Below are 21,945 nucleotides of genomic sequence, written 5' to 3'. Positions count from 1 at the left end.
GTTAAGATACCGTTATTGCCTGTTACAAAGTATATTTGCCATGTTTAATCAACAAATAATCAACCAACACATTATTCTGAGCCACCCTGCGTACAGCGCTCAAATTAGCCTAAATTGGTTTGATGCAGAATATTGGCAACAGCAAGAAAAGATAGTCGGCAGTAAAAAGGCCGAGCTACCGCATGGTTTTTTTGTCATAACGAAATAACAGCCGTGCTAAGACACTATTGGCGCGGCGGTTTAATAGGTAAAGTTTTAAACGATCAATACTTATACCTTGGCCTTGAAAAGACCCGTGTTTATCAAGAGTTTGCTTTGATGATGAAGCTTTGTGAAATGGGCCTCAACGTACCAAAACCCATTACTGCAAAAGTTACTCAGCACGGTTTAATCTACCGCGGCGATATTATCACCCAAGCAATAGAGGGTGCACAAAGCTTACTAGATGTATTAAAAAAGCGTGCTTTAACAGCTGATGAGTTAACAATGATTGGCAACACCATCGCACAGTTCCATAACTTAGGTGTTTATCATGCAGATTTAAACATTAATAACATCTTATTCGACAATACGGGCGCTGTGTATATTATTGATTTCGATAGAGGTGAGATAAAACCCGTTCAAAAGCAGTGGCAGCAAGCAAATATATCGCGCTTACTACGCTCGTTTGAAAAAGAGCTTGGTCGCAACCCAGTAATGCATTGGCAGAAAAGTGACTGGCAGCAGCTACACGCAACGTACCAGTCAGCTCTAAAGGTATAATTAAGCTTTAATTTTGCTGATCACTTTAGAGGTTGAACAACCGTCTAAAAACTCCAGTACTTCGACCTTACCACCGTGGCGTAATACGTGCTCAGCACCCGCGATTTGCTCAACGGTGTAATCCCCGCCTTTAACCAAAATATCAGGGCTGATCTTTTCAATTAATTTTGCCGGCGTGTCATCTTCATCAATGCTGCCAAACGGAATAACCCAATCGACAGAAGCTAATGCACTCAGTACCATTGCACGCTCATCAAGCGGGTTAATAGGTCTTTGTGGACCTTTCAAACGCGCAATCGACTCGTCATTATTTAAACCAACCACTAAACGATCGCCTCGTGCTTTTGCTTGCGCTAAGTAGCGGACATGACCTGCATGTAAAATATCAAAACAGCCATTGGTAAATACAATTGTTTCACCATTTTGTTTTGCAAACTCTATATGCTGCAATACATCATCAAATGGTGTTTGGTAATGCTCACCATTTTTTTGTAAGTACTGACCAAGGTTACGACTCAACTCTTCAGGGGAAACCGTTGCCGCGCCAAGCTTACTAACAGCAATGCCTGCTGCAAGATTAGCAACTTCAACCGCATCTTTTGGCTGCATACCCGCCCCTAGCATGACCGCAAGTGTTGCGATAACGGTATCACCTGCGCCGGTCACATCACTGACTTCAAGCTGTTGCGCCGAATAATCGTACTTTTCATCGGCACTTATCAAAGACATACCTTGCTCAGAGCGAGTCAATAGCATTGCCTCTATACCCGCATCTTTAATGAGTTGTCTAGCACTATCCGTTAGACTTTGCTCTGAATCGGTTTGCCCACCAGCAAGTTTAAACTCGTTTAAGTTAGGAGTAATATAATCAGCACCACGATACTGATTTAAATCTGATGATTTAGGATCAATAAGAACCGTTTTCCCCGCAGCTTTAGCCACTTGAATCATTTTTTGAATTAAACTCAACGAACCTTTATCGTAATCTGAAAACAGTACAAAATCATACTGCTCTAAAACAAGTTCTAAGCGATTTAATAATAATTGGCTGTGCTGCTCGGTAAATTTTTCTTCTAAATCTAAGCGAACAACTTGTTGGTGGCGGCTGATAACACGCATTTTAGATATAGTCGGTAAATCACACACACTGACAAGCTGCGAATCGATACGCTCATCATTTAAAATGTTTTCGAGAATTTGACCACTTTCATCTTCGCCAATTAAACCAAGCAAACCAACTTTGCCATCTAGCCGAGCAATATTTTTCGCCACATTGGCTGCGCCACCGGCTTTGTCTTCAAACTTACTCACCTTAACAATCGGCACAGGTGCTTCTGGCGATATACGTCCTGAATCACCATGCCAATAGCGGTCAAGCATAACATCGCCAACAACGAGTATCTTAGCGTTAGATAGATTTTTCAGTAGCCCTAGATCCATTATTCTTGCCCCGCTACAACCATATCAATAGCTTCGCATAACCAATGGCCAATAAACATGTGCGCCTCTTGGATACGCGCAGTTTCATTATCTTTAATAATAATGGGTAATTTCGCAATATCTTTTACTTTACCGCCATCACGCCCCGTTAAAGCAACAGTGTAAGCACCTATTTCATTTGCTGCTGCCAATGCCAAATTAATATTAGCGCTGGTACCTGACGTTGTTAAACCAATCACTAAATCTTCAGGCTTGCAGAGTGCTTGTACTTGGCGTTCAAACACGGTATCAAAATGGTAATCATTGCTATGCGCCGTCAAAATCGAAGTGTCTGTTGTCAGTGCAATGGATGCCAAAGGGCCACGCTCTAATTTATAACGCACAACAAACTCTGCAGCTAAATGCTGAGCATCAGCTGCACTTCCCCCATTACCAAACCACACGACTTTACCACCGGCTTGCAATACGCTATGACACACTTCAAGCAACTGCATCACTTGTGGGTGATACGTTTCCATTGTTTCAAACAAAGCTTGATGACGTGTTAAGCTTTCAAGGTAGCTATCTGCTACTGAGTCAGTGTTAGACATAATTATTTCTCTCAAATTTGTTACGGTATTTTAATTACTTAAAGATATTTAAGACCATTAATTACCAAAAAAGTGCAACCGATAACCAAGCATAATCATCACCAAATACATCTTCACCATACGTCAGTGTGGTTTCTATATTATACTCTTTCCATTGACGGTTATTACTAAGTTGTAGTTCAATAGCTTTATCATAATCGGCGGTTGTCTGGCCAAACTCATTTAGATAATTACTTTCATTTTCTATGCTGGTTAACTTTGCACGCCAAAGAGAACTGTAATTATCATTATACATTAACTCAACTGAGTGAACTTGTGTTGGAGGTGCATCAGCGTAGACGTGTGTAGTACTGCCTGAATGCTGTTCTAGGTAGCGTTGATCCGCTGCGAAGTGACCCGTGCTAAATCCACCTTTAGTATTCCCATAAACTGGATACACTTGATTCACATACCAAAGACTATGCATATTTGTATATTCGTACCTAAATGATAATTCTTTGGTGAGTTGAGGTAAAAATAAACCAACATTCGCTACGGTATTACCAAACTGGTAATTTTTATGGTTTTTAGTATCTTCTCCGCCATACTCGAAGTAAAACTCCGCAGGCATCCCCCAATTAAAGTTTATGCTATTTGTGATAGTGACATACTGATCACCTAACTCATTATCCCTACCACCTTCAACCATGGCTGCGTTATCGTTGCCTGCGGGGTCAAAAAAGCCTTAACAACATCAGAAAAGTCAACTTCACGGGGGCCACCACCAAACTGCATCATGCGGTTTAAACCGATTTTCCAACCGCTTACAGGTTCAATACTAATATGTGTACCAGCTAGTTTTGGCGTTCCATCATGTAGTTCACCTTGATATAAAATACCTTTTTCTACATGCTCAAGCTCAGAGTAATAAAGCTCAAAATCAAAGTTCCACCAATTATGCGCTGGCGCCACCATACCTAATGAAATTGATGGCGAAGTACGGGCATTAGTTGAGATAATTTGCGCTGATTGCTTAAACGGTGAAAACCAATGCTCCTTATAGCCAATATTTAGCTGTAGGTCGTCACCGGCAAAGCTAATAAAACTATTATAGTTGGTAAATTTGTTCTGTTTGGCGCGGTAATCGGCGCCAACTTGCATTAGCATGTAATCATTCGGTCGCCAAATACCTTCAAAAAATACCTGCCCCCATTCATCAGAGCTAACTCCACGTTGATTGGCAAGTTTTACTGTTTTATCAGTATCAACTGTGAGTTTTGCACCGACACGGGTGATATTATCAGTGCCTTGGTAAGGCTTTATTTTAGCACGAATTGCACTTACTAAAGCCGGCTGTGTAGCTTGTAATTTACTTAACGCAGCCTCAACTTCTGTAAGGCGATATGGCTTAGCCATCGGCGTGCCCGATGTTAATGCAAATAAGGTATCAAGTTGGTGATCAAGCTGCGCATCCATGCCAATTGGTAAATAAGCAGTGGGGCTAGCAAGAGCTGGAAACGCACCCGCTAAAAAACTGGCTACTACTGCAGCTTTTATAAATTTGAATTCCATAACATCACACATTTTCTAATAAGTGGCCAAATATTACCAAATTAGGGCAAACTAAACACTCAAAACTCTCTCAAATAACGCTTTTTAACAATTTCATATTTAGCTTATTAGGTATCCACGTTATTATGACCCTTTATTATTTGAGGCTTAAAAATGGCACGCTTTTTGTTATTCGCTTATTCTTTATCTATTAAGCCCACTGATTATTTTTTATCTATATGCAATAAGAGGTAAAAAAAATCAGGCGTATCGCCATCAATTTACTGAACGCTTTGGGTTTGTAAAAGCTAACAAGGCTTCTCCTTTGCTCATTCACTGTGCCTCGGTGGGTGAAGTACTTGCTGCGACACCTTTAATAAAGCAACTACAATCGCAGCACCCTGAGTTAGCAATTATTATCACCTGTAATACTCCTACAGGCCGTGAGCAGATAAAAAATAACTTTAAAGACTCCGTACAAGCACTTTACTTGCCGCTTGACTTTCCATCAGCAACGGCTCGGTTCTTAAAAATCATACAACCACAAGCGCTGTGTATTTTAGAAACCGAACTTTGGCCTAATTTAATGGCGCAGTGCCAAAAAAGCACATTCCGGTGCTAGTATTAAACGCACGTTTATCAGCAAAATCACAGCAAGGCTATAATAAAGTAAAGCCACTGACCCATGTGATAATGAACTCAATAACACGTCTGGCAAGTCATAACCAAGAAGACGCACAACGCTTTATTGAACTGGGCTTAGCGCCTGATAAAGTAGCAGTAACTGGCTCAATTAAATTTGATATTCAGCCAAACACTGAGCAGCTTAAAATAGTGTCTGAATTAAAGTCACTTTATAATCAGCAACGCTTTATCTGGGTCGCAGGCTCAACTCACCCTATTGAACATGAACTTATTTTAAATGTTCACCAACGTTTACTGAAAAAAGTGCCGGATGCATTACTGGTTATAGCTCCCCGCCACCCAGAACAATTTAATAACGTTGCCGACCTACTCACTGATTCAGCTCTTACATTTAGCCGTAGGAGCGATGACAATTATGCTAATGAGCAAGTATTATTAGCGGATACCCTAGGTGAATTACAATACCTATATGGTATGGCTAATGTAAGTTATATCGGGGGTAGTTTAATTGAACGTGGTGGTCATAACCCACTCGAAGCAGCTGCATTTTCTGTAGGGGCATTAACCGGTCCGCACACTTATAATTTTAATCATGTTTACCCAGAACTAGTAGAACTTGGGGGCTGTAAGCAAGTTAAAAATAGCGACGAACTCTACAAACAACTTTGCCTATATGAAAACGAACCAGAATTATGTAAAGCACTAGGCATACAAGCCAATAAATGCCTAATGAGTAACCAAGGCGCTATTGCAAATACACTCACCATAATTAATCAGTATATTAAATCATGAACAATCAAACCGTCACGTTAGCAGAACTACAAACTCGTCAGTGGGTCTCAAATGTCATCGTCAAATACAACTTCTGCCCGTTTGCTCGTAAAGAAGTTGAGAATAACTGTATTCATTATTATACCAGCCAAAGTGTCAGCATCGATGATGCGGTAATGGAAATGCTTGAACAGTGCAATCAACTTAATTCCTTAGCTGAACGTGAAACAACACTTATCATGTTTGAACAAGGCTTTAGTGATTTTGCAGAGTTTTTAGATTTAGTTGATTTAGCCAACGCTTTACTAGCCGCACAAGGGTTTGAAGGTAAATACCAAATAGCGAACTTTCATCCTGATTATGTATTCGCTGATAGCGATAAAAGCGATGCAGCAAATTACACAAATAGGTCGCCTTTCCCCACTTTGCATTTAATCCGTGAAGCCAGTATGAGCGCGGCGTTAGATGAATATAATGAGCCAGAATCAATTCCTGAACACAATATCAACTTAGCGCGCCGTAAAGGCATCGATTTTTGGCAAACCTTATTGGCCAATTGCAAAAAGCCGAAAGTATAAACTTTCGGCTTTCTTAGTTATCAACCTATTAGTTACTTTTTAACCCACTCACCATTTACTTCAACGAAGTGCCCTGCTTGGGTTTTTTCAATGGTTTTCGCCGCTGCCAATGCCTCTACTTGAGCAAGCGACAAATTGTTCTTTTTCGCCAATTTTAAATACTGAGCTTTCCGTTTAGCGTTTATTTTATCAACAACTGCTTTAGCGTCTGCATTTTGCACCACTAAACCTAAATAACCTGAACTATCTTCACCAACTAGCCCTTGATTTTTTGCATCATCTAACGTGAGTGCCCAAGCAGAAAATGACAAGAAAACGGCACTTAAAAGTGTGACCACATTTAACTTTTTATTTTTTAATAAACTCATAATTGCTCCTTAGAATAATTCACTGTCATCGCCAAATAGATCATCCAGCTCTTTATCAACTTTCACTCGAATTTCATGATCAACCTTAACATTTAAGTTAATGGTGATAGGCTCTTTCGCCGCCACTTCAACACGGTGCGTACATGCACTAAGTAACCCCAGCGCTGTAAGTATTACCAGCCATTTAGTCATTTTTAGTTCCTTTTGTTGAATACTCTTGTTCAACTTTTTGAGTAATCTCATCACTTAAGCGTAGTGCTCTTAAGAGTGTAAATACATTTTCTTCATGGTTGTAATTAAAGTTAACCTGCTGCGCTTGCGCCTCATTGTAACCTTTTAGATTAACACCTAAATATAGCCAACCATCTGGCTTTAAATCGACACTGCTTTTTAAACCTTGAATGTCTAAGTCTTCCAATAAGCTTAAAATAGGGCTCAGCTCTTGTTGCTGTGCTTTAACTGCATCAAAAGCAGCGTTATCAGTAATAATTAGTTTACCTGTCCCTTGGTTTGATAACTCACCCGACCTTACTGAAACACCTTGTTGATCCAAGTAAACAGGTAAACGCCCATTCACTCTACCAGTTAATGTAATACCTGATTTATCATCTAAGGTTATTAATTTACTGGCATCAATATTTTCAAATGTGACCAGAGACTGCTGAGCTTCTTTAGTCACTCTGTAGCTATCCAAAGTAAAGCGACCATCTAACACATCACCACTTATTTGATAAGCGCGTGCAACTGAGTTATCAACGCTTAGATTACCTGCCACGTTACTCACAACAGCACCTGCACGTAACTCGTTTAGTTCAAATGTAGTGGGAGCCACATTAAGCTGACCTGAATCGTAACTACCGGTTAGGTGGCTGCTAAAGTGCTTCGCTAAATAATCGTTGTATAAGCCACTTAGCTGCTCTACTTGTAATATAAAGTCTGCCTGCTGCAAATTCACATCTCCGCGAACAACGCCATTAAAGCTACCGTCGGTCAGCGTTGCTAGTGGCTCAAACTGCTGTAAAACAGGGTTAAGTTTAGTCACCGCTTGCTCTGCAATTGTTATCTCAAATGGATGCTCCACAGCAGATACATTGTGACTAGCTACCAATTCGATACCATCAATAAATACATGATGTGAGGCTTGCAATGCCCGACTTTGCAGGCCTTTTGAGCTTATGCGAATATTACTCAGGTTTAAAAAATCACTGTTAAATTGAGTAAGTTTAGTTTCACTGTTTAAATCCACAAATAATTCGCCAACAGCCAAACTAGAAGATGCTGATAATTGATTCTTTACACCAAGCAGTTGATATTGATCATAAGTAACTGAGCGTAATTGGCTATTTAAACTTGCGTTTATATTTTGTTTATCATCAAGTTCAGTCGTAAACTGTGCCTTGTAATCCTTTGCTGTTAATTTATCAAACTTAAGCTCAGCAAAAGCAATCTCGCTGGTTATATTCGCATTTTGCTGAAGTTGTAAAACATTCGCTATTTTAAATTGACCTGTGCTTGTTAACTTTTGAGCTGATGCGGGTAAAAAACCAGGGAGTTCATCAACGCTTAATTGGTAATCCCCATTTATAGCCAAGTTATTCAAAGCTGCATTTACTGCTATATGTTCAATGTCTTCACTGATAAACAACAGCTTAATATCGCCTTTGACTTGCTCTAATGGCTGCTGAATATTGATTGCTAGGTTGGTCAGGCTGAGCTTCGCGTCACTATTTTTAGCGTTAAATAACATTGACGGCATAACAAGTTGTTCATTTTCAAACTTCACTGTATCACTCAGCATGATTTGCCACTTTAAAGGTAGCTGCTTAGCTATAAATTCACGCTGTGCTGGATTATTTACTAGCGCCAAACAGTCACTGTCAAACGTTACCCAACTCGTTAATTGCTGCGCATTTAACGACGCTTTCCTATCATTTAAATGGTAGTGAGTATTTACATCACCAAAAGCATTTAGCATCACAGGGCATTGACTAAACTCTTGACTAAACTCAGTATCTATACTTGATTTTATATCAACAGATAATCCGTCAAAGGTGAATGCATGCTCACTGTTTAGTGTAAGCGCGGGTATAGGTTTTATCTTTGTTAGTAATCCATCAGTTAGATTAAAACGGCCAGTAACTTTATGATTGTTGACCGCTACCTCGGCTGTAACATCACCTGAAATCACAAATGTATTTAGCTTTTCTTCAACAACGCTAACCGCCAGTTCATCATGAAGTTGTGGGTGGGTAATTAACAGCCTTTTGATCTCAATTTTAGGCCGCCCTTTGGGTAAGTTAAGTGCCAGCTTTTTGAAGGGGTCATTACTTGATGAATCGCTCTCGCTATCATTTAAACGAAGGTTAGCACGACCAACGGTTACTTTTTTTGTATCAACCACAATACCGCCAAGTTCAATTTGATGGCCTTGGTAAGTCAGACATACTCGAGATACGTTTAAGCTAACATTTGAATTTAGTGACCAATCTAAACAATGTAACTCAACGCCAGATTGACTCAAAGAGGGGGCTATAGCCCATTGAGTTATAGACATACGAAATACATAACCCAGTGTTAAAACACTCAGTAATAAAAACACGATTCCCCATGCAATGCGTTTGATCATACTATCCTTAACTTGAACCTTGAACCTTGAACCTTGAACCTTGAACCTTGAACAGTGTAGACAAAAAAGGCTGCACAATGCAGCCTTTTATTTTACAACTAGATTCTGAATCTAGTGTGTATAAATGTAGCTTAACCTACATTTTTACGCGCATTTCTAAACATACGCATCCATGGGCTATCCTCTTTCCACTCATCTGGGTGCCAAGAGTTAGCAACTGCACGGAATACACGTTCAGGGTGTGGCATCATAACTGTTGCACGACCATCTGCCGATGTAATACCGGTAATACCTTCAGGCGAACCATTCGGGTTATTAGGGTATTGCGTTGTTGGGTTACCGTGGTTATCTACAAACTTAACCGCAACAGTGCCTGAATCAACGGCTGCTTTAACAGCTGCATCATTGGCAAACTCTGCATGGCCTTCACCGTGAGAAACCGCGATTGGCATACGAGAACCCGCCATACCTTTGAAGAATACAGATGGACTCTCTTGTACTTCAACTAAACTAAAGCGTGCTTCAAAGCGCTCTGATTTATTGGTCACAAAACGTGGCCAATGCTCAGTACCAGGGATCAACTCTTTCAATGTTGATAACATCTGACAACCATTACATACACCTAAACTAAATGAATCTGAACGTTCAAAGAAGCTTTGGAATTGGTCACGAGCCATATCATTAAATAAAATTGATTTAGCCCAACCTTCACCTGCACCTAATACGTCACCGTAAGAGAAGCCACCACATGCTACTAAGCCTTTAAATTCTTCAAGGCTTAAGCGCCCTTCAAGAATATCGCTCATGTGCACATCAACCGCAGCAAAACCGGCACGGTTAAACGCCGCAGCCATTTCTAGGTGTGAGTTAACACCTTGCTCACGCAAGATAGCCATTTTAGGCTTAGCGCCAGTGGCAATGTACGGTGCTGCAACATCTTCGTTTAAGTCAAAGTTGAGTTTAACGTTCAGACCAGGGTCTTTTGCATCAAATTTGGCATCAAACTCTTGCTTAGCACAGTCTGGGTTATCACGACGCGCTTGCATTTGATAGGTTGTCTCAGCCCAAATAGTACGGAGCTCAGTGCGTGTATTACTCAGCACTGTGTTACCTTCGCGATTAAATACCACAGTATCATCGTTATTAAGTGTACCAATTTCATGGCTGATAGCAGCAATACCGTGCTCAGCAAATACCGCATTCACAGCCACTAAATCGCTATTAGCAACTTGGATAACAGCACCGAGCTCTTCGTTATAAAGTGCTTCGATATCAGAGCCCGTTAAACCATCAAGATCTACAGTTACACCGGTATGACCCGCAAATGCCATTTCAGCAACTGTGGTAAATAAGCCACCGTCTGATCGGTCATGATAAGCAAGTAACTTATTGTCAGCGACAAGTGCTTGCATTGCATTGTAGAAGCCTTTTAATAACTCAGGGCTGTCAACATCTGGGGTTACATCACCAAGTTGCTTATAAACTTGCGCTAAGCTTGATGCGCCCATGCGGTTTTTACCCGCACCTAAGTCAACTAAGATTAGTGATGTTTCACCTTTATCAGTACGTAATTGTGGAGTCACAGTTTTACGTACATCATCAACGCGACCAAACGCAGTGATGATCAAAGATAGCGGCGCCGTAACTGATTTCTGCTCGCCATTTTCATCCCACTGGGTTTTCATCGACATTGAGTCTTTACCCACTGGAATCGTTAAGCCAAGCGCAGGGCAAAGCTCTTCACCCACCGCTTTAACTGCTTCATAAAGGCCCGCATCTTCACCAGGGTGACCTGCTGCAGCCATCCAGTTTGCTGATAACTTAATATTCTCAAGACCACCAATATTAGCACATGCAATATTAGTCAATGATTCAGCTACAGCTAAACGTGCTGATGCACCGTAATTAAGTAATGCTGCTGGTGTACGCTCACCAAGCGACATTGCCTCACCGTGGTAAGTGTCATACGTTGCTGCAGTAACGGCACAGTTAGCAACTGGCACCTGCCAAGGGCCAACCATTTGGTCGCGGGCAACAAGTCCTGTTACAGAGCGGTCACCAATGGTGATCAAGAAGGTTTTTTCTGCAATCGTAGGCAAACGTAATAAACGAGTTGCAGCTTCAGCTATGTCAATCTTGCTCGTATCAAGCGCTTCACTCACTGCTTTTTGCGTGTTCGCTTCACGGTGCATTTTAGGCGCTTTACCTAATAACACATCTAGCGGTAAATCAACTGGATTGTTGTCAAAGTGACTATCAGCAACCGTTAAGTGACGCTCTTCAGTCGCTTCACCGATCACAGCGTACTGCGCACGTTCGCGCTTACAAATTGCTTCAAAACGGTCAAAATCTTCAACCGCTACAGCAAGCACATAACGCTCTTGAGATTCATTACACCAAATTTCGTGTGGTGCCATGCCTGGCTCATCATTTGGAATATCGCGTAGTTGGAATTTACCACCACGTCCACCATCATTTACAAGCTCAGGGAATGCATTTGATAAACCGCCAGCACCCACATCGTGGATAAATGCAATTGGGTTAGCATCACCTAGTTGCCAGCATTTATCGATAACTTCTTGGCAACGACGTTCCATCTCTGGGTTTTCACGTTGTACTGAGGCAAAGTCTAAATCTTCGTTAGATTGACCAGATGCCATTGATGAAGCGGCACCGCCACCTAAACCAATGTTCATTGCAGGGCCACCTAAAGCGATTAACTTAGCACCAACTGGAATATCCCCTTTTTGCACATGGTCGGTACGAATATTACCTAAACCACCGGCAAGCATAATTGGCTTGTGGTAACCACGTACTTCAAATCCATTATGGCTGGTTACTTGCTCTTCATAAGTACGGAAATAACCAACTAAATTTGGACGACCAAATTCGTTATTAAATGCAGCACCACCTAATGGGCCTTCAGTCATAATATCAAGGGCATTAACAATACGAGCAGGCTTACCAAAATCAGTTTCCCAAGGTTGTTCATAACCAGGGATACGTAAGTTAGATACGGTAAAACCAACTAAACCAGCTTTTGGCTTAGAACCTCGGCCCGTCGCACCTTCATCACGAATTTCACCGCCAGAGCCCGTAGCAGCACCTGAGAATGGGGCTATTGCTGTTGGGTGGTTATGGGTTTCAACTTTCATCAAGATTTCAATGTTTTCTTGATGGTAAGCGTATTCACCTTCAGCATTGGGGAAGAAGCGGCCTGCTTTTGAGCCCGTCATTACTGCTGCGTTATCTTTATAAGCTGATAACACATTTTCAGGGTTTTTCTCGTAGGTATTTTTAATCATTTTGAACAATGATTTAGGCTGTTCTACGCCATCAATTGTCCAATCAGCATTAAATATTTTATGACGACAATGCTCTGAGTTTGCTTGTGCAAACATAAATAATTCGATGTCGTTCGGGTTACGCCCTAACTTTTGGAAGTTTTCTACCAAGTAGTCAATTTCGTCATCCGCTAATGCAAAACCTTGCTCAACGTTTGCATTGGCAAGTGCTTCACGACCACCACCTAAAATGTCAACAGATGACATTTCACTAGGTGCATCAGTGCGGAATAATTGAGCCGCAGCATCAAGCGAGCTATGCGTTGCTTCAGTCATACGGTCGTGCAGCAGTGCCGCAACTTGAGCAACTTGCTCAGCGTTCAAATCACCTTCAACATAGTAAGCAATACCACGCTCTACACGGTGAACTTGCGTTAAACCACAGTTATGCGCAATATCCGTTGCTTTTGAAGCCCATGGCGAGATAGTGCCAGGGCGTGGCGTTACTAACACCAAAGTGCCTGCGGGTGTATGTTCTGCAATCGTTGGGCCGTAGGTAAGTAACTTCTCAAGCTTAGTTTGCTCGTCACTTGACAGCTGTGCGGTTAGATCTGCAAAGTGTGCATACTCAGCGTATACATTAGTGACTGGAAGTTGCGCCTGTTGGCAACGGGCTAAAATTTTCTGAACTCTAAAATCGGAAAGTGCTGGTGCACCACGAAGGATCAACATAGGTATTTTCATCCGGGGTTAGGGATTGAACGATATTTTAGATGGCTATTATAGTGCAAATAGCGCTTAGATTTAACTCAAAATTACGCTTTTCGTAAAATTATCTTTTCTTATATCTATGAACATGAATAAACACTATAAAACTAATCGCCAAGTGACGACCGGTTAAAGTTTTGTTATAAGAGTACTATTGGATATAAGGGGCGCATTATGATTAAACAAAAGCTAATAACAATCATTACGTTAGTAATGCTTTTGTGTGCCTGTGATATGCAACAGCAAGAATCTCAGTTAAGCCAAATAAAAACACAGAATAAAATAAGGGTTGGTACTTTAGCTGGTGCAAGCAACTATTATCAGGCAGTTCAAGGCGAGCAAGGCTTTGAGTATGAATTAGCACAAGAGTTCGCCGATCACTTAGGTGTTGAGCTTGTAATGGTGCCGTTTTTTAATTTATCTGACATGTTTTCTCGACTAGATAATGGCGATTTAGATTTAATTGCTTCAGGTTTAACTTACGATAAAACTCGTGCTCAGCGCTATCGGTTCGGACCAACTTATCGCACGATCAGCCAAAAACTTGTATATAAGCAAGGTCGAATTCGCCCAAGAGACTTTGATGACTTAACAGGTAATTTAACCGTTCTAGCTAAAAGTAGTCACTCATTAACCCTGCAACAGTTAAAACAAACTAATCCTAATTTAAAGTGGCATGAAACCGAAGACCTTGATGAAGAAGAATTATTACAAGCTGTGATTGATGGTGAGATTGATTATACACTCGCCGATTCGCACACCTTATCGCTATTTCGTCGCTACCACCCAAATTTAAGTATTGGCTTTTCCGTTACTCGCAACGACCCTATTGCTTGGCTAATGCGAAAAGACGGCGATGACTCCTTATATGCGCTGATGGTGCCTTTTTTTGGCGATGTAAAACAAAATAACCAGCTTTATGTGCTAGAAGAAAAGTACTTCGGTCATGTTCGTCAATTCAATTATGTAAACACCCTTGCCTATATTGAAGCAATAAAAGAGACTTTACCTAAATACCAACCTTGGTTTGAACAGTATGCCGGCAGTTTGGATTGGCGCTTACTTGCTGCGTTAAGTTACCAAGAGTCAATGTGGAACCCAAAAGCAAAGTCTCCCACAGGCGTACGTGGGATAATGATGCTTACTCGCAATACAGCAAAACAAGTTGGAGTTACAAACCGATTAGCGCCAGAGCAAAATATTAAAGGGGGAGCTGAGTATTTAGAAAAGCTAGTTAAACGTATTCCAGAGCGTGTTCCACAACCCGATAGAACTTGGCTTGCGCTAGCATCTTATAATATTGGTTGGGGCCATGTGAACGACGCACGTATTATTACACAACAACAAGGTGCCAGCCCCGATAAATGGGCTGATGTGAAAAAACGTTTGCCTCTATTAATCAAAAAACGTTATTACCGTAAAACTAAATATGGTTATTCTCGTGGTGATGTCGCCGTGAAATACGTTGATAACATTCGTCGTTACTATGACGCTCTAGTCTGGCTTGATGAAAATGATGCTATTAGTGAACCTGAACCGACTAAAGCGAACAGCGATATGGAACCGCCCTCTGTAACTGAGCAACAGCCCCCTACAGAAGACGACAAGGTTAAATCAACTGACAAAACAGACAGCCAAAATCAAACAAACCAGTAATAACACTAAAACAGGTAAAATATCTATTTACTTGTCATCAATTGATCACTAATGTGTGCTATCAATAAGTTATCTAAATTAACTATTTCTCACTCTCACGTATTTAGGAGAAAACATGCTTAAGCGTAGGCGTACACATTCATTTAAACGTAACGTTATTTTTTCAACCGCGACCCGCCGTAGAATTATGCTGCGCAATTTGCATAAAAAAGTTATTTGGCGACGCCGTATGTTCGCAATGCAGCAAATGTCAGAGCTAAGTGACTCAACACCTTCAAGTTAGGATTGCTGCTCTCGCTTTGCTTGCTTTAGCGCTTTAATCTCCTGACGGCGGCGTTTGAAGAACACGGAGATAGTGTCTCCGCACCTATCAGCTAATATCCCTGCGGTTATCTCTACTTGATGATTTAATTTAGGTTCTTGCAATAAGTTCATAATGGAACCCGCAGATCCTGTTTTCGCATCAAAGGCCCCAAACACCAGTCGTTTTATTCGGCTATGTACCAAAAGCCCAGCACACATTGAACAAGGCTCTAACGTTACATAAAGCGTGCAATCAATTAAGCGGTAATTCTGAAGTGCCTTACCTGCTTCACGTATTGCAATCATTTCTGCATGAGCAGAGGGATCATTATCAGTGATCGAACGGTTATAACCAGCCCCAATGAGTTCGTTACCTTTAACAAGTACAGCTCCAACAGGGATTTCATTGAGCTTTTCGGCCTCTTTTGCGTACTCTAACGCTTTTTCCATCCAATACTGATCACTAAATTGCTCGTTCATTTTATTTAATCTTTCACTAATTATTGTTTTATTATACTCACTTAGAACACAAAAATGACTACCAAGCTGATTAATGACAAAAATAAAACAAATTAAAACCGCTTAACCATGGCTCAGCCTGTGTGATTTGCGCTATAATCTCCCGCTTTTTTTATTTAGCTCACAACACACGGGTAGCAAATGAAATTTCCTGGACGCCGCAGGCATAAACATTATTTTCCGGTGGAAGCCAAAGATCCACTAACGAATCAACTCAACGCCAGTGATAAGTTGCAGCGCAGCTACATCACAGGTATCGATCAAATTGTAGTTGATATCGAAGCAAAAGTTGATCAAGCTTTCCTCGATGAGTTTCAGCTGCGCCGAGGTATGTCGCAAGTAATTGATAGTGAAATCACCAATGCACTTTATGACCGCTTAAAGCTCAACGACATGATCGATTATGAGTTTGCCGGCGGTACAATTGGTAACACTATGCACAACTATTCAGTGCTTGCTGATGACCGCTCAGTACTACTGGGTGTCATGAGCGAAAACATTAAGATTGGTAGTTATGCCTATCGCTTCCTTTGTAACACCTCAAGTCGCGTCGATCTTGATTACTTGCAACCTGTTGATGGTCCAATCGGTCGCTGTTTCACTTTAATTGATGACAGCGGTGAGCGTACCTTTGCAATCAGTGCAGGATTGATGAATCACTTACGACCTGAATCTATCGATAAAGAGCTAATAGAAAACTCATCAGCTCTTGTTATCAGCGCATACTTAATGCGTACTCAAGGTAGCGAAACAATGACCGAAGCTACCATGCAAGCGGTTAAATACGCAAACGACGCTGATGTACCAGTAGTGCTAACCCTTGGTACAAAATTCTTAATTGAACAAGATCCAACTTGGTGGGCTAACTTTGTTGCTGAGCATGTTGATATTCTTGCCATGAATGAAGAAGAAGGCTTTGCGATCACAGGATTTGAAGATCCACTCCTTGCTGCTGATAAAGCACTTGACTGGGTTGATCTCGTTATTTGTACCGCAGGAGAAAAAGGCCTATTTATGGCCGGCCACGTTGACGACAAATTCAAGCGAGAAACTGAATACCCACTTTTACCTGGCGCTATAGCTGATTTTAACCGCTATGAATTTTCACGGGCAATGCGAAAAATTGACTGTGAAAATCCAATGCGAGCATACAGCCACACAGCACCATTTATGGGTGGTCCTGATAGCATTAAAAATACTAATGGTGCCGGTGATTGTGCACTAGCTGCCGTGCTTCATGATTTATCAGCAAATGTCTATCATAAGCTTAATGTGGGTAACTCAGCGAAACACCAGCAACCTGCCATAACATATTCATCGCTAGCACAAATTAGTAAGTATGCTAACCGTGCCAGCTATGAAGTATTAGTACAGCACTCTCCTCGCTTGTCACGCGGCTTGCCAGAGCGAGAAGATTGCCTAGAGCAAGTTTACTGGGAACAGTAAACTTGTGACTAGAATATAGAAATATCGAGCTTTTTAGATAGCAGCTCCAGAGCTGCTATTCCTGCCACAGAATTACCAAAAGTATTTAACCCTGGTGACCACACTGCAACGGTAAATTTATTAGGTAAAACAGCTAAAATTGTACCTGACACCCCAGATTTTCCTGGCATGCCAACTCGATAACCAAAATCTCCCGCAGCATCATATAAGCCACTAGTAAAGAGTAACGAATTCAATTGTTTGTTTTGCAAACTTGAAAGAACTTCCTTACCCGAAATATTATCAACTCCTTTATTTGCAAGAAAGTTATAAGCTTTTGCAAGTTCCACGCAGTTAAGTTCAATAGCGCAAAAATTAAAATACGCCCACAGCACATCATCGACTTCATTATGAAAATTGCCAAACGACTTCATTAAGTGACCCATAGCAGCATTACGGTGACGAAACTCATACTCTGAGTTAGCAACTTTCTTATCAATAACTATGGTGTCATTTCCTGACAAAGCACGAAACGTTTCAAGCATAGAATGCATAGGTGCAGATAAACGGCTATATAAAGCATCACAAGTAACAATAGCACCCGCATTAATAAACGGGTTGCGCGGTAAACCTTTTTCAAACTCAAGCTGCGTAAGAGAGTTAAAAGCAGTCCCCGATGGCTCTTTACCTACACGATGCCACAGCTCATCACCATAGCGCTGTAGCGCAAGTGTTAGTGTCATGACCTTTGATACTGATTGTATCGTAAAACGCTTAGAGCAATCTCCAGCGCAGAAAGTCTGGCCGTCAGTGGTATATATAGCAATTGAAAATTGGTCTGCATCAATTTCTGCCAGCGCAGGAATGTAATCTGCTACCTTCCCTTGAGAAAGCAATGGCTGCACTTCAGCAGTAATCTCATTTAATACTTGTTGGTAATCAGAATTAACCAATATCGCTCTCTCTCTATGCCGATAAAGATAAAATTCTAACATGATAGTTGAGAGCAGTTGAGACCATTTATAGATAAAAATTTATGAACTGGTATTTTCCTGGAGGAGATGAGCTTGACTGGCAACACTTTAAAGGTCATGCTAATTTAAAGGTGTATATTGGACTCTGAAGTGATCGTGGCGTTCTTTAATTCGTGGGTATCAGATACTCAATCCACACTACGGTGTATAGGTTGAGACTGTACGAATGACGTCTTAAAACTGGTAGTTAAGAAAACAAAAAAGCCGTTTCATTTCTGAAACGGCTTTCTCTAATTTAAATCTTGGCGATGACCTACTTTCACATAACAAATGCTACACTATCATCGGCGCTGTTTCGTTTCACTACTGAGTTCGGCATGGGATCAGGTGGTTCCAAAACGCTATTGTCACCAAGAAAATTCTTTTCAATTTTCTTATTATTAATTTTTAAGGTTATAGTTCTTCAACTTAATTTGGAGCCTGGCGATGACCTACTTTCACATAACAAATGCTACACTATCATCGGCGCTGTTTCGTTTCACTACTGAGTTCGGCATGGGATCAGGTGGGTCCAAAACGCTATTGTCACCAAGCAAATTTGGTGTAAGTTCGATTTAATCAAACTTACTAAAATTTGGAATTTCTGATAATAAATTAGTCTTCAGTAATCTACTTTAGTCTATTAACTTCTTCGCTTAAACTGTCGCATAAAACGCGTTTGGCGTTGTATGGTTAAGCCTCACGGGTAATTAGTACAAGTTAGCTTAACATATCACTATGCTTCCACATCTTGCCTATCAACGTTGTAGTCTTCAACGGCCCTTCAGAGACTTTAAAAGTCTAGTGAGAACTCATCTCGAGGCCTGCTTCGCGCTTAGATGCTTTCAGCGCTTATCAGTTCCGAACGTAGCTACCGGGCAATGCCATTGGCATGACAACCCGAACACCAGCGGTTCGTTCACTCCGGTCCTCTCGTACTAGGAGCAACCCCTCTCAATTCTCAAACGCCCACGGCAGATAGGGACCGAACTGTCTCACGACGTTCTAAACCCAGCTCGCGTACCACTTTAAATGGCGAACAGCCATACCCTTGGGACCGACTTCAGCCCCAGGATGTGATGAGCCGACATCGAGGTGCCAAACACCGCCGTCGATATGAACTCTTGGGCGGTATCAGCCTGTTATCCCCGGAGTACCTTTTATCCGTTGAGCGATGGCCCTTCCATTCAGAACCACCGGATCACTATGACCTACTTTCGTACCTGCTCGACGTGTCTGTCTCGCAGTTAAGCTGGCTTCTACCATTACACTAACCGTACGATGTCCGACCGTACTTAGCCAACCTTCGTGCTCCTCCGTTACTCTTTGGGAGGAGACCGCCCCAGTCAAACTACCCACCAGGCACTGTCCGTAACCCCGATTCAGGGGCCAACGTTAGAACATCAAAACTACAAGGGTGGTATTTCAAGGACGACTCCACAAAAACTAGCGTCTCTGCTTCTAAGTCTCCCACCTATCCTACACATGTAGGTTCAATGTTCAGTGCCAAGCTGTAGTAAAGGTTCACGGGGTCTTTCCGTCTAGCCGCGGGTACACAGCATCTTCACTGCGATTTCAATTTCACTGAGTCTCGGGTGGAGACAGCGTGGCCATGGTTACACCATTCGTGCAGGTCGGAACTTACCCGACAAGGAATTTCGCTACCTTAGGACCGTTATAGTTACGGCCGCCGTTTACCGGGGCTTCGATCAAGAGCTTCGTCCGAAAACTAACCCCATCAATTAACCTTCCGGCACCGGGCAGGTGTCACACCGTATACGTCATCTTGCGATTTTGCACAGTGCTGTGTTTTTTAATAAACAGTCCCAGCCACCTGGTCACTGCGGCTCCCGTCCGCTTAGAGAGTAAATCTCATCACAGATAGGAGCGTACCTTCTCCCGAAGTTACGGTACGATTTTGCCTAGTTCCTTCACCCGAGTTCTCTCAAGCGCCTTAGTATTCTCTACCTGACCACCTGTGTCGGTTTGGGGTACGATTCGGTATAATCTGAAGCTTAGAGGCTTTTCCTGGAAGTATGGCATCAGCAACTTCACACCCTTAGGTGCTCGTCTCGTGTCTCAGTCTTAGCAACCCGGATTTTCCTAAGTCACCAACCTACTCACTTTCACATGGACAACCATCGCCATGCTTGCTTAGCCTGCTCCGTCCCCCCATCGCAATTATACCAAGTACGGAAATATTAATCCGTTTCCCATCGACTACGCCTTTCGGCCTCGCCTTAGGGGTCGACTTACCCTACCCTGATTAACATGGGATAGGAACCCTTGGTCTTCCGGCGTGCGGGTTTTTCACCCGCATTATCGTTACTCATGTCAGCATTCGCACTTCTGATACGTCCAGCATACCTCCCGGTACACCTTCAACCGCTTACAGAACGCTCCCCTACCACTCAGAATAAATTCTGAATCCGCAGCTTCGGTGCATAGTTTAGCCCCGTTACATCTTCCGCGCAGACCGACTCGACCAGTGAGCTATTACGCTTTCTTTAAAGGATGGCTGCTTCTAAGCCAACCTCCTGGCTGTCTGGGCCTTTCCACATCGTTTCCCACTTAACTATGACTTTGGGACCTTAGCTGGCGGTCTGGGTTGTTTCCCTCTTCACGACGGACGTTAGCACCCGCCGTGTGTCTCCCGGATAGTACTTTACGGTATTCGGAGTTTGCAAAGGGTTGGTAAGTCGGGATGACCCCCTAGCCTTAACAGTGCTCTACCCCCGTAAGTATTCGTCCGAGGCTCTACCTAAATAGATTTCGGGGAGAACCAGCTATCTCCCGGTTTGATTAGCCTTTCACTCCAAGCCACAAGTCATCCCCTAACTTTTCAACGTTAGTGGGTTCGGTCCTCCAGTTGATGTTACTCAACCTTCAACCTGCTCATGGCTGAGATCACCGGGTTTCGGGTCTATACCTTGCAACTATTCGCCCAGTTAAGACTCGGTTTCCCTACGGCTACCCTAATCGGTTAACCTCGCTACAAAATATAAGTCGCTGACCCATTATACAAAAGGTACGCAGTCACCCAACAAGTGGGCTCCTACTGCTTGTACGTACACGGTTTCAGGTTCTATTTCACTCCCCTCACAGGGGTTCTTTTCGCCTTTCCCTCACGGTACTGGTTCACTATCGGTCAGTTGGGAGTATTTAGCCTTAGATGATGGTCCACCTATATTCAGTCAAAGTTTCACGTGCTCCGACCTACTCGATTTCACTTAAAATGTCTTTTCATGTACGGGACTATCACCCTGTATCGTGGCACTTTCCAGAGCCTTCCATTAACACATAATAAGCTTAAGGGCTGTTCCGGTTTCGCTCGCCGCTACTTCCGGAATCTCGGTTGATTTCTTTTCCTACGGGTACTTAGATGTTTCAGTTCTCCGCGTTCGCCTCGTTAACCTATGTATTCAGTTAACGATACCTGCAAGCAGGTGGGTTTCCCCATTCGGAAATCTTAGTCTCAAGTGCTTTTTACTAGCTCGACTAAGCTTATCGCAAGTTAATACGTCCTTCATCGCCTCCAACTGCCAAGGCATCCACCGTGTACGCTTAGTCACTTAACCATACAACCCAAACGGGTCTTTGTTTCGTGACAGTTTAACTTCGCCAGAAGTTAATATTGAATACTAAAGTAGATACCAATCAACAAACG

14 protein-coding genes, 3 rRNA genes and 2 pseudogenes are annotated in these 21,945 nt (G+C 42.2%); 6 read left to right on the top strand and 13 right to left on the bottom strand.

The window, feature by feature from the left end; translation table 11 throughout:
• The first annotated feature begins 40 nt into the window (after positions 1–40).
• A pseudogene (locus tag ACU8V8_RS01725) lies at positions 41–762 on the top strand (3-deoxy-D-manno-octulosonic acid kinase).
• On the opposite strand, the gene hldE reads toward ACU8V8_RS01725, so the two are convergent.
• From hldE to ACU8V8_RS01705, 4 genes are all read right to left on the bottom strand, one after another.
• Complete coding sequence (gene hldE / locus ACU8V8_RS01720) at positions 763–2,202, bottom strand: bifunctional D-glycero-beta-D-manno-heptose-7-phosphate kinase/D-glycero-beta-D-manno-heptose 1-phosphate adenylyltransferase HldE (RefSeq protein ID WP_446888629.1); 1,440 nt, start codon at positions 2,200–2,202, stop codon at positions 763–765.
• A complete protein-coding gene (locus tag ACU8V8_RS01715) occupies positions 2,202–2,792 on the bottom strand; it encodes an SIS domain-containing protein (RefSeq protein ID WP_446888628.1) in 591 nt (196 codons plus the stop codon). Before ACU8V8_RS01715 ends, hldE begins: the two co-directional genes overlap by 1 nt.
• A 61-nt stretch (positions 2,793–2,853) precedes the next feature.
• Entirely contained in the window at positions 2,854–3,480 is a 627-nt protein-coding gene (locus ACU8V8_RS01710) for a hypothetical protein (protein WP_446888627.1), read from the bottom strand.
• Positions 3,450–4,343, bottom strand: coding sequence for a capsule assembly Wzi family protein (locus ACU8V8_RS01705; protein WP_446888626.1), 894 nt, complete (start codon positions 4,341–4,343; stop codon positions 3,450–3,452). Before ACU8V8_RS01705 ends, ACU8V8_RS01710 begins: the two co-directional genes overlap by 31 nt.
• 178 nt (positions 4,344–4,521) lie before the next feature.
• On the opposite strand from ACU8V8_RS01705, the pseudogene waaA reads away from it, so the two are divergent.
• Positions 4,522–5,759, top strand: a pseudogene (gene waaA, locus ACU8V8_RS01700) (lipid IV(A) 3-deoxy-D-manno-octulosonic acid transferase).
• Positions 5,756–6,316 (top strand): DUF1415 domain-containing protein, encoded by a 561-nt coding sequence (locus ACU8V8_RS01695; protein ID WP_446888625.1) that lies wholly within the window; start codon positions 5,756–5,758, stop codon positions 6,314–6,316. Before waaA ends, ACU8V8_RS01695 begins: the two are co-directional and overlap by 4 nt.
• A 32-nt stretch (positions 6,317–6,348) precedes the next feature.
• Here ACU8V8_RS01695 and ACU8V8_RS01690 read toward each other — a convergent pair whose 3' ends face one another.
• The 4 genes from ACU8V8_RS01690 to purL form a co-directional block, all read right to left on the bottom strand.
• Positions 6,349–6,684, bottom strand: coding sequence for a YdbL family protein (locus ACU8V8_RS01690; RefSeq protein ID WP_446888624.1), 336 nt, complete (start codon positions 6,682–6,684; stop codon positions 6,349–6,351).
• Between the two features lie 9 nt (positions 6,685–6,693).
• Positions 6,694–6,876, bottom strand: coding sequence for a YnbE family lipoprotein (locus ACU8V8_RS01685; protein ID WP_087533459.1), 183 nt, complete (start codon positions 6,874–6,876; stop codon positions 6,694–6,696).
• On the bottom strand, positions 6,869–9,310 hold the full coding sequence (locus ACU8V8_RS01680) for a YdbH domain-containing protein (protein ID WP_446888623.1): 2,442 nt from the start codon (positions 9,308–9,310) through the stop codon (positions 6,869–6,871). Before ACU8V8_RS01680 ends, ACU8V8_RS01685 begins: the two co-directional genes overlap by 8 nt.
• Positions 9,311–9,441: 131 nt before the next feature.
• The gene (purL, locus tag ACU8V8_RS01675) at positions 9,442–13,326 is read right to left on the bottom strand and encodes a phosphoribosylformylglycinamidine synthase (protein ID WP_446888622.1); all 3,885 of its coding nucleotides are present in this window, start codon (positions 13,324–13,326) and stop codon (positions 9,442–9,444) included.
• 210 nt (positions 13,327–13,536) lie between these two features.
• Here purL and mltF point away from each other — a divergent pair, with 210 nt between their 5' ends.
• Together mltF and ACU8V8_RS01665 are read left to right on the top strand one after the other, a co-directional pair.
• A complete protein-coding gene (gene mltF / locus ACU8V8_RS01670) occupies positions 13,537–15,018 on the top strand; it encodes a membrane-bound lytic murein transglycosylase MltF (protein WP_087533457.1) in 1,482 nt (493 codons plus the stop codon).
• 115 nt (positions 15,019–15,133) lie between these two features.
• Positions 15,134–15,301 (top strand): hypothetical protein, encoded by a 168-nt coding sequence (locus ACU8V8_RS01665; RefSeq protein ID WP_176372560.1) that lies wholly within the window; start codon positions 15,134–15,136, stop codon positions 15,299–15,301.
• Here the strand turns inward: ACU8V8_RS01665 and tadA are convergent.
• A complete protein-coding gene (gene tadA, locus ACU8V8_RS01660; RefSeq protein ID WP_446888621.1) occupies positions 15,298–15,801 on the bottom strand; it encodes a tRNA adenosine(34) deaminase TadA in 504 nt (167 codons plus the stop codon). The genes ACU8V8_RS01665 and tadA overlap by 4 nt on opposite strands.
• A gap of 180 nt (positions 15,802–15,981) precedes the next feature.
• On the opposite strand from tadA, the gene ACU8V8_RS01655 reads away from it, so the two are divergent.
• Complete coding sequence (locus ACU8V8_RS01655) at positions 15,982–17,286, top strand: inosine/guanosine kinase (protein WP_446888620.1); 1,305 nt, start codon at positions 15,982–15,984, stop codon at positions 17,284–17,286.
• A gap of 8 nt (positions 17,287–17,294) precedes the next feature.
• On the opposite strand, the gene glsB is transcribed toward ACU8V8_RS01655, so the two are convergent.
• From glsB to ACU8V8_RS01635, 4 genes are all read right to left on the bottom strand, one after another.
• Complete coding sequence (gene glsB / locus ACU8V8_RS01650) at positions 17,295–18,218, bottom strand: glutaminase B (protein WP_446888619.1); 924 nt, start codon at positions 18,216–18,218, stop codon at positions 17,295–17,297.
• Between the two features lie 321 nt (positions 18,219–18,539).
• Positions 18,540–18,654 (bottom strand): 5S ribosomal RNA (gene rrf / locus ACU8V8_RS01645).
• 63 nt (positions 18,655–18,717) lie between these two features.
• Positions 18,718–18,832 (bottom strand): 5S ribosomal RNA (rrf, locus tag ACU8V8_RS01640).
• A 135-nt stretch (positions 18,833–18,967) separates the two neighbouring features.
• Positions 18,968–21,856, bottom strand: a 23S ribosomal RNA gene (locus ACU8V8_RS01635).
• Positions 21,857–21,945: the final 89 nt, after the last annotated feature.

Source organism: Pseudoalteromonas sp. SaAl2 (assembly GCF_052947895.1).
This window is presented reverse-complemented; position numbering and strand designations above follow the sequence as displayed.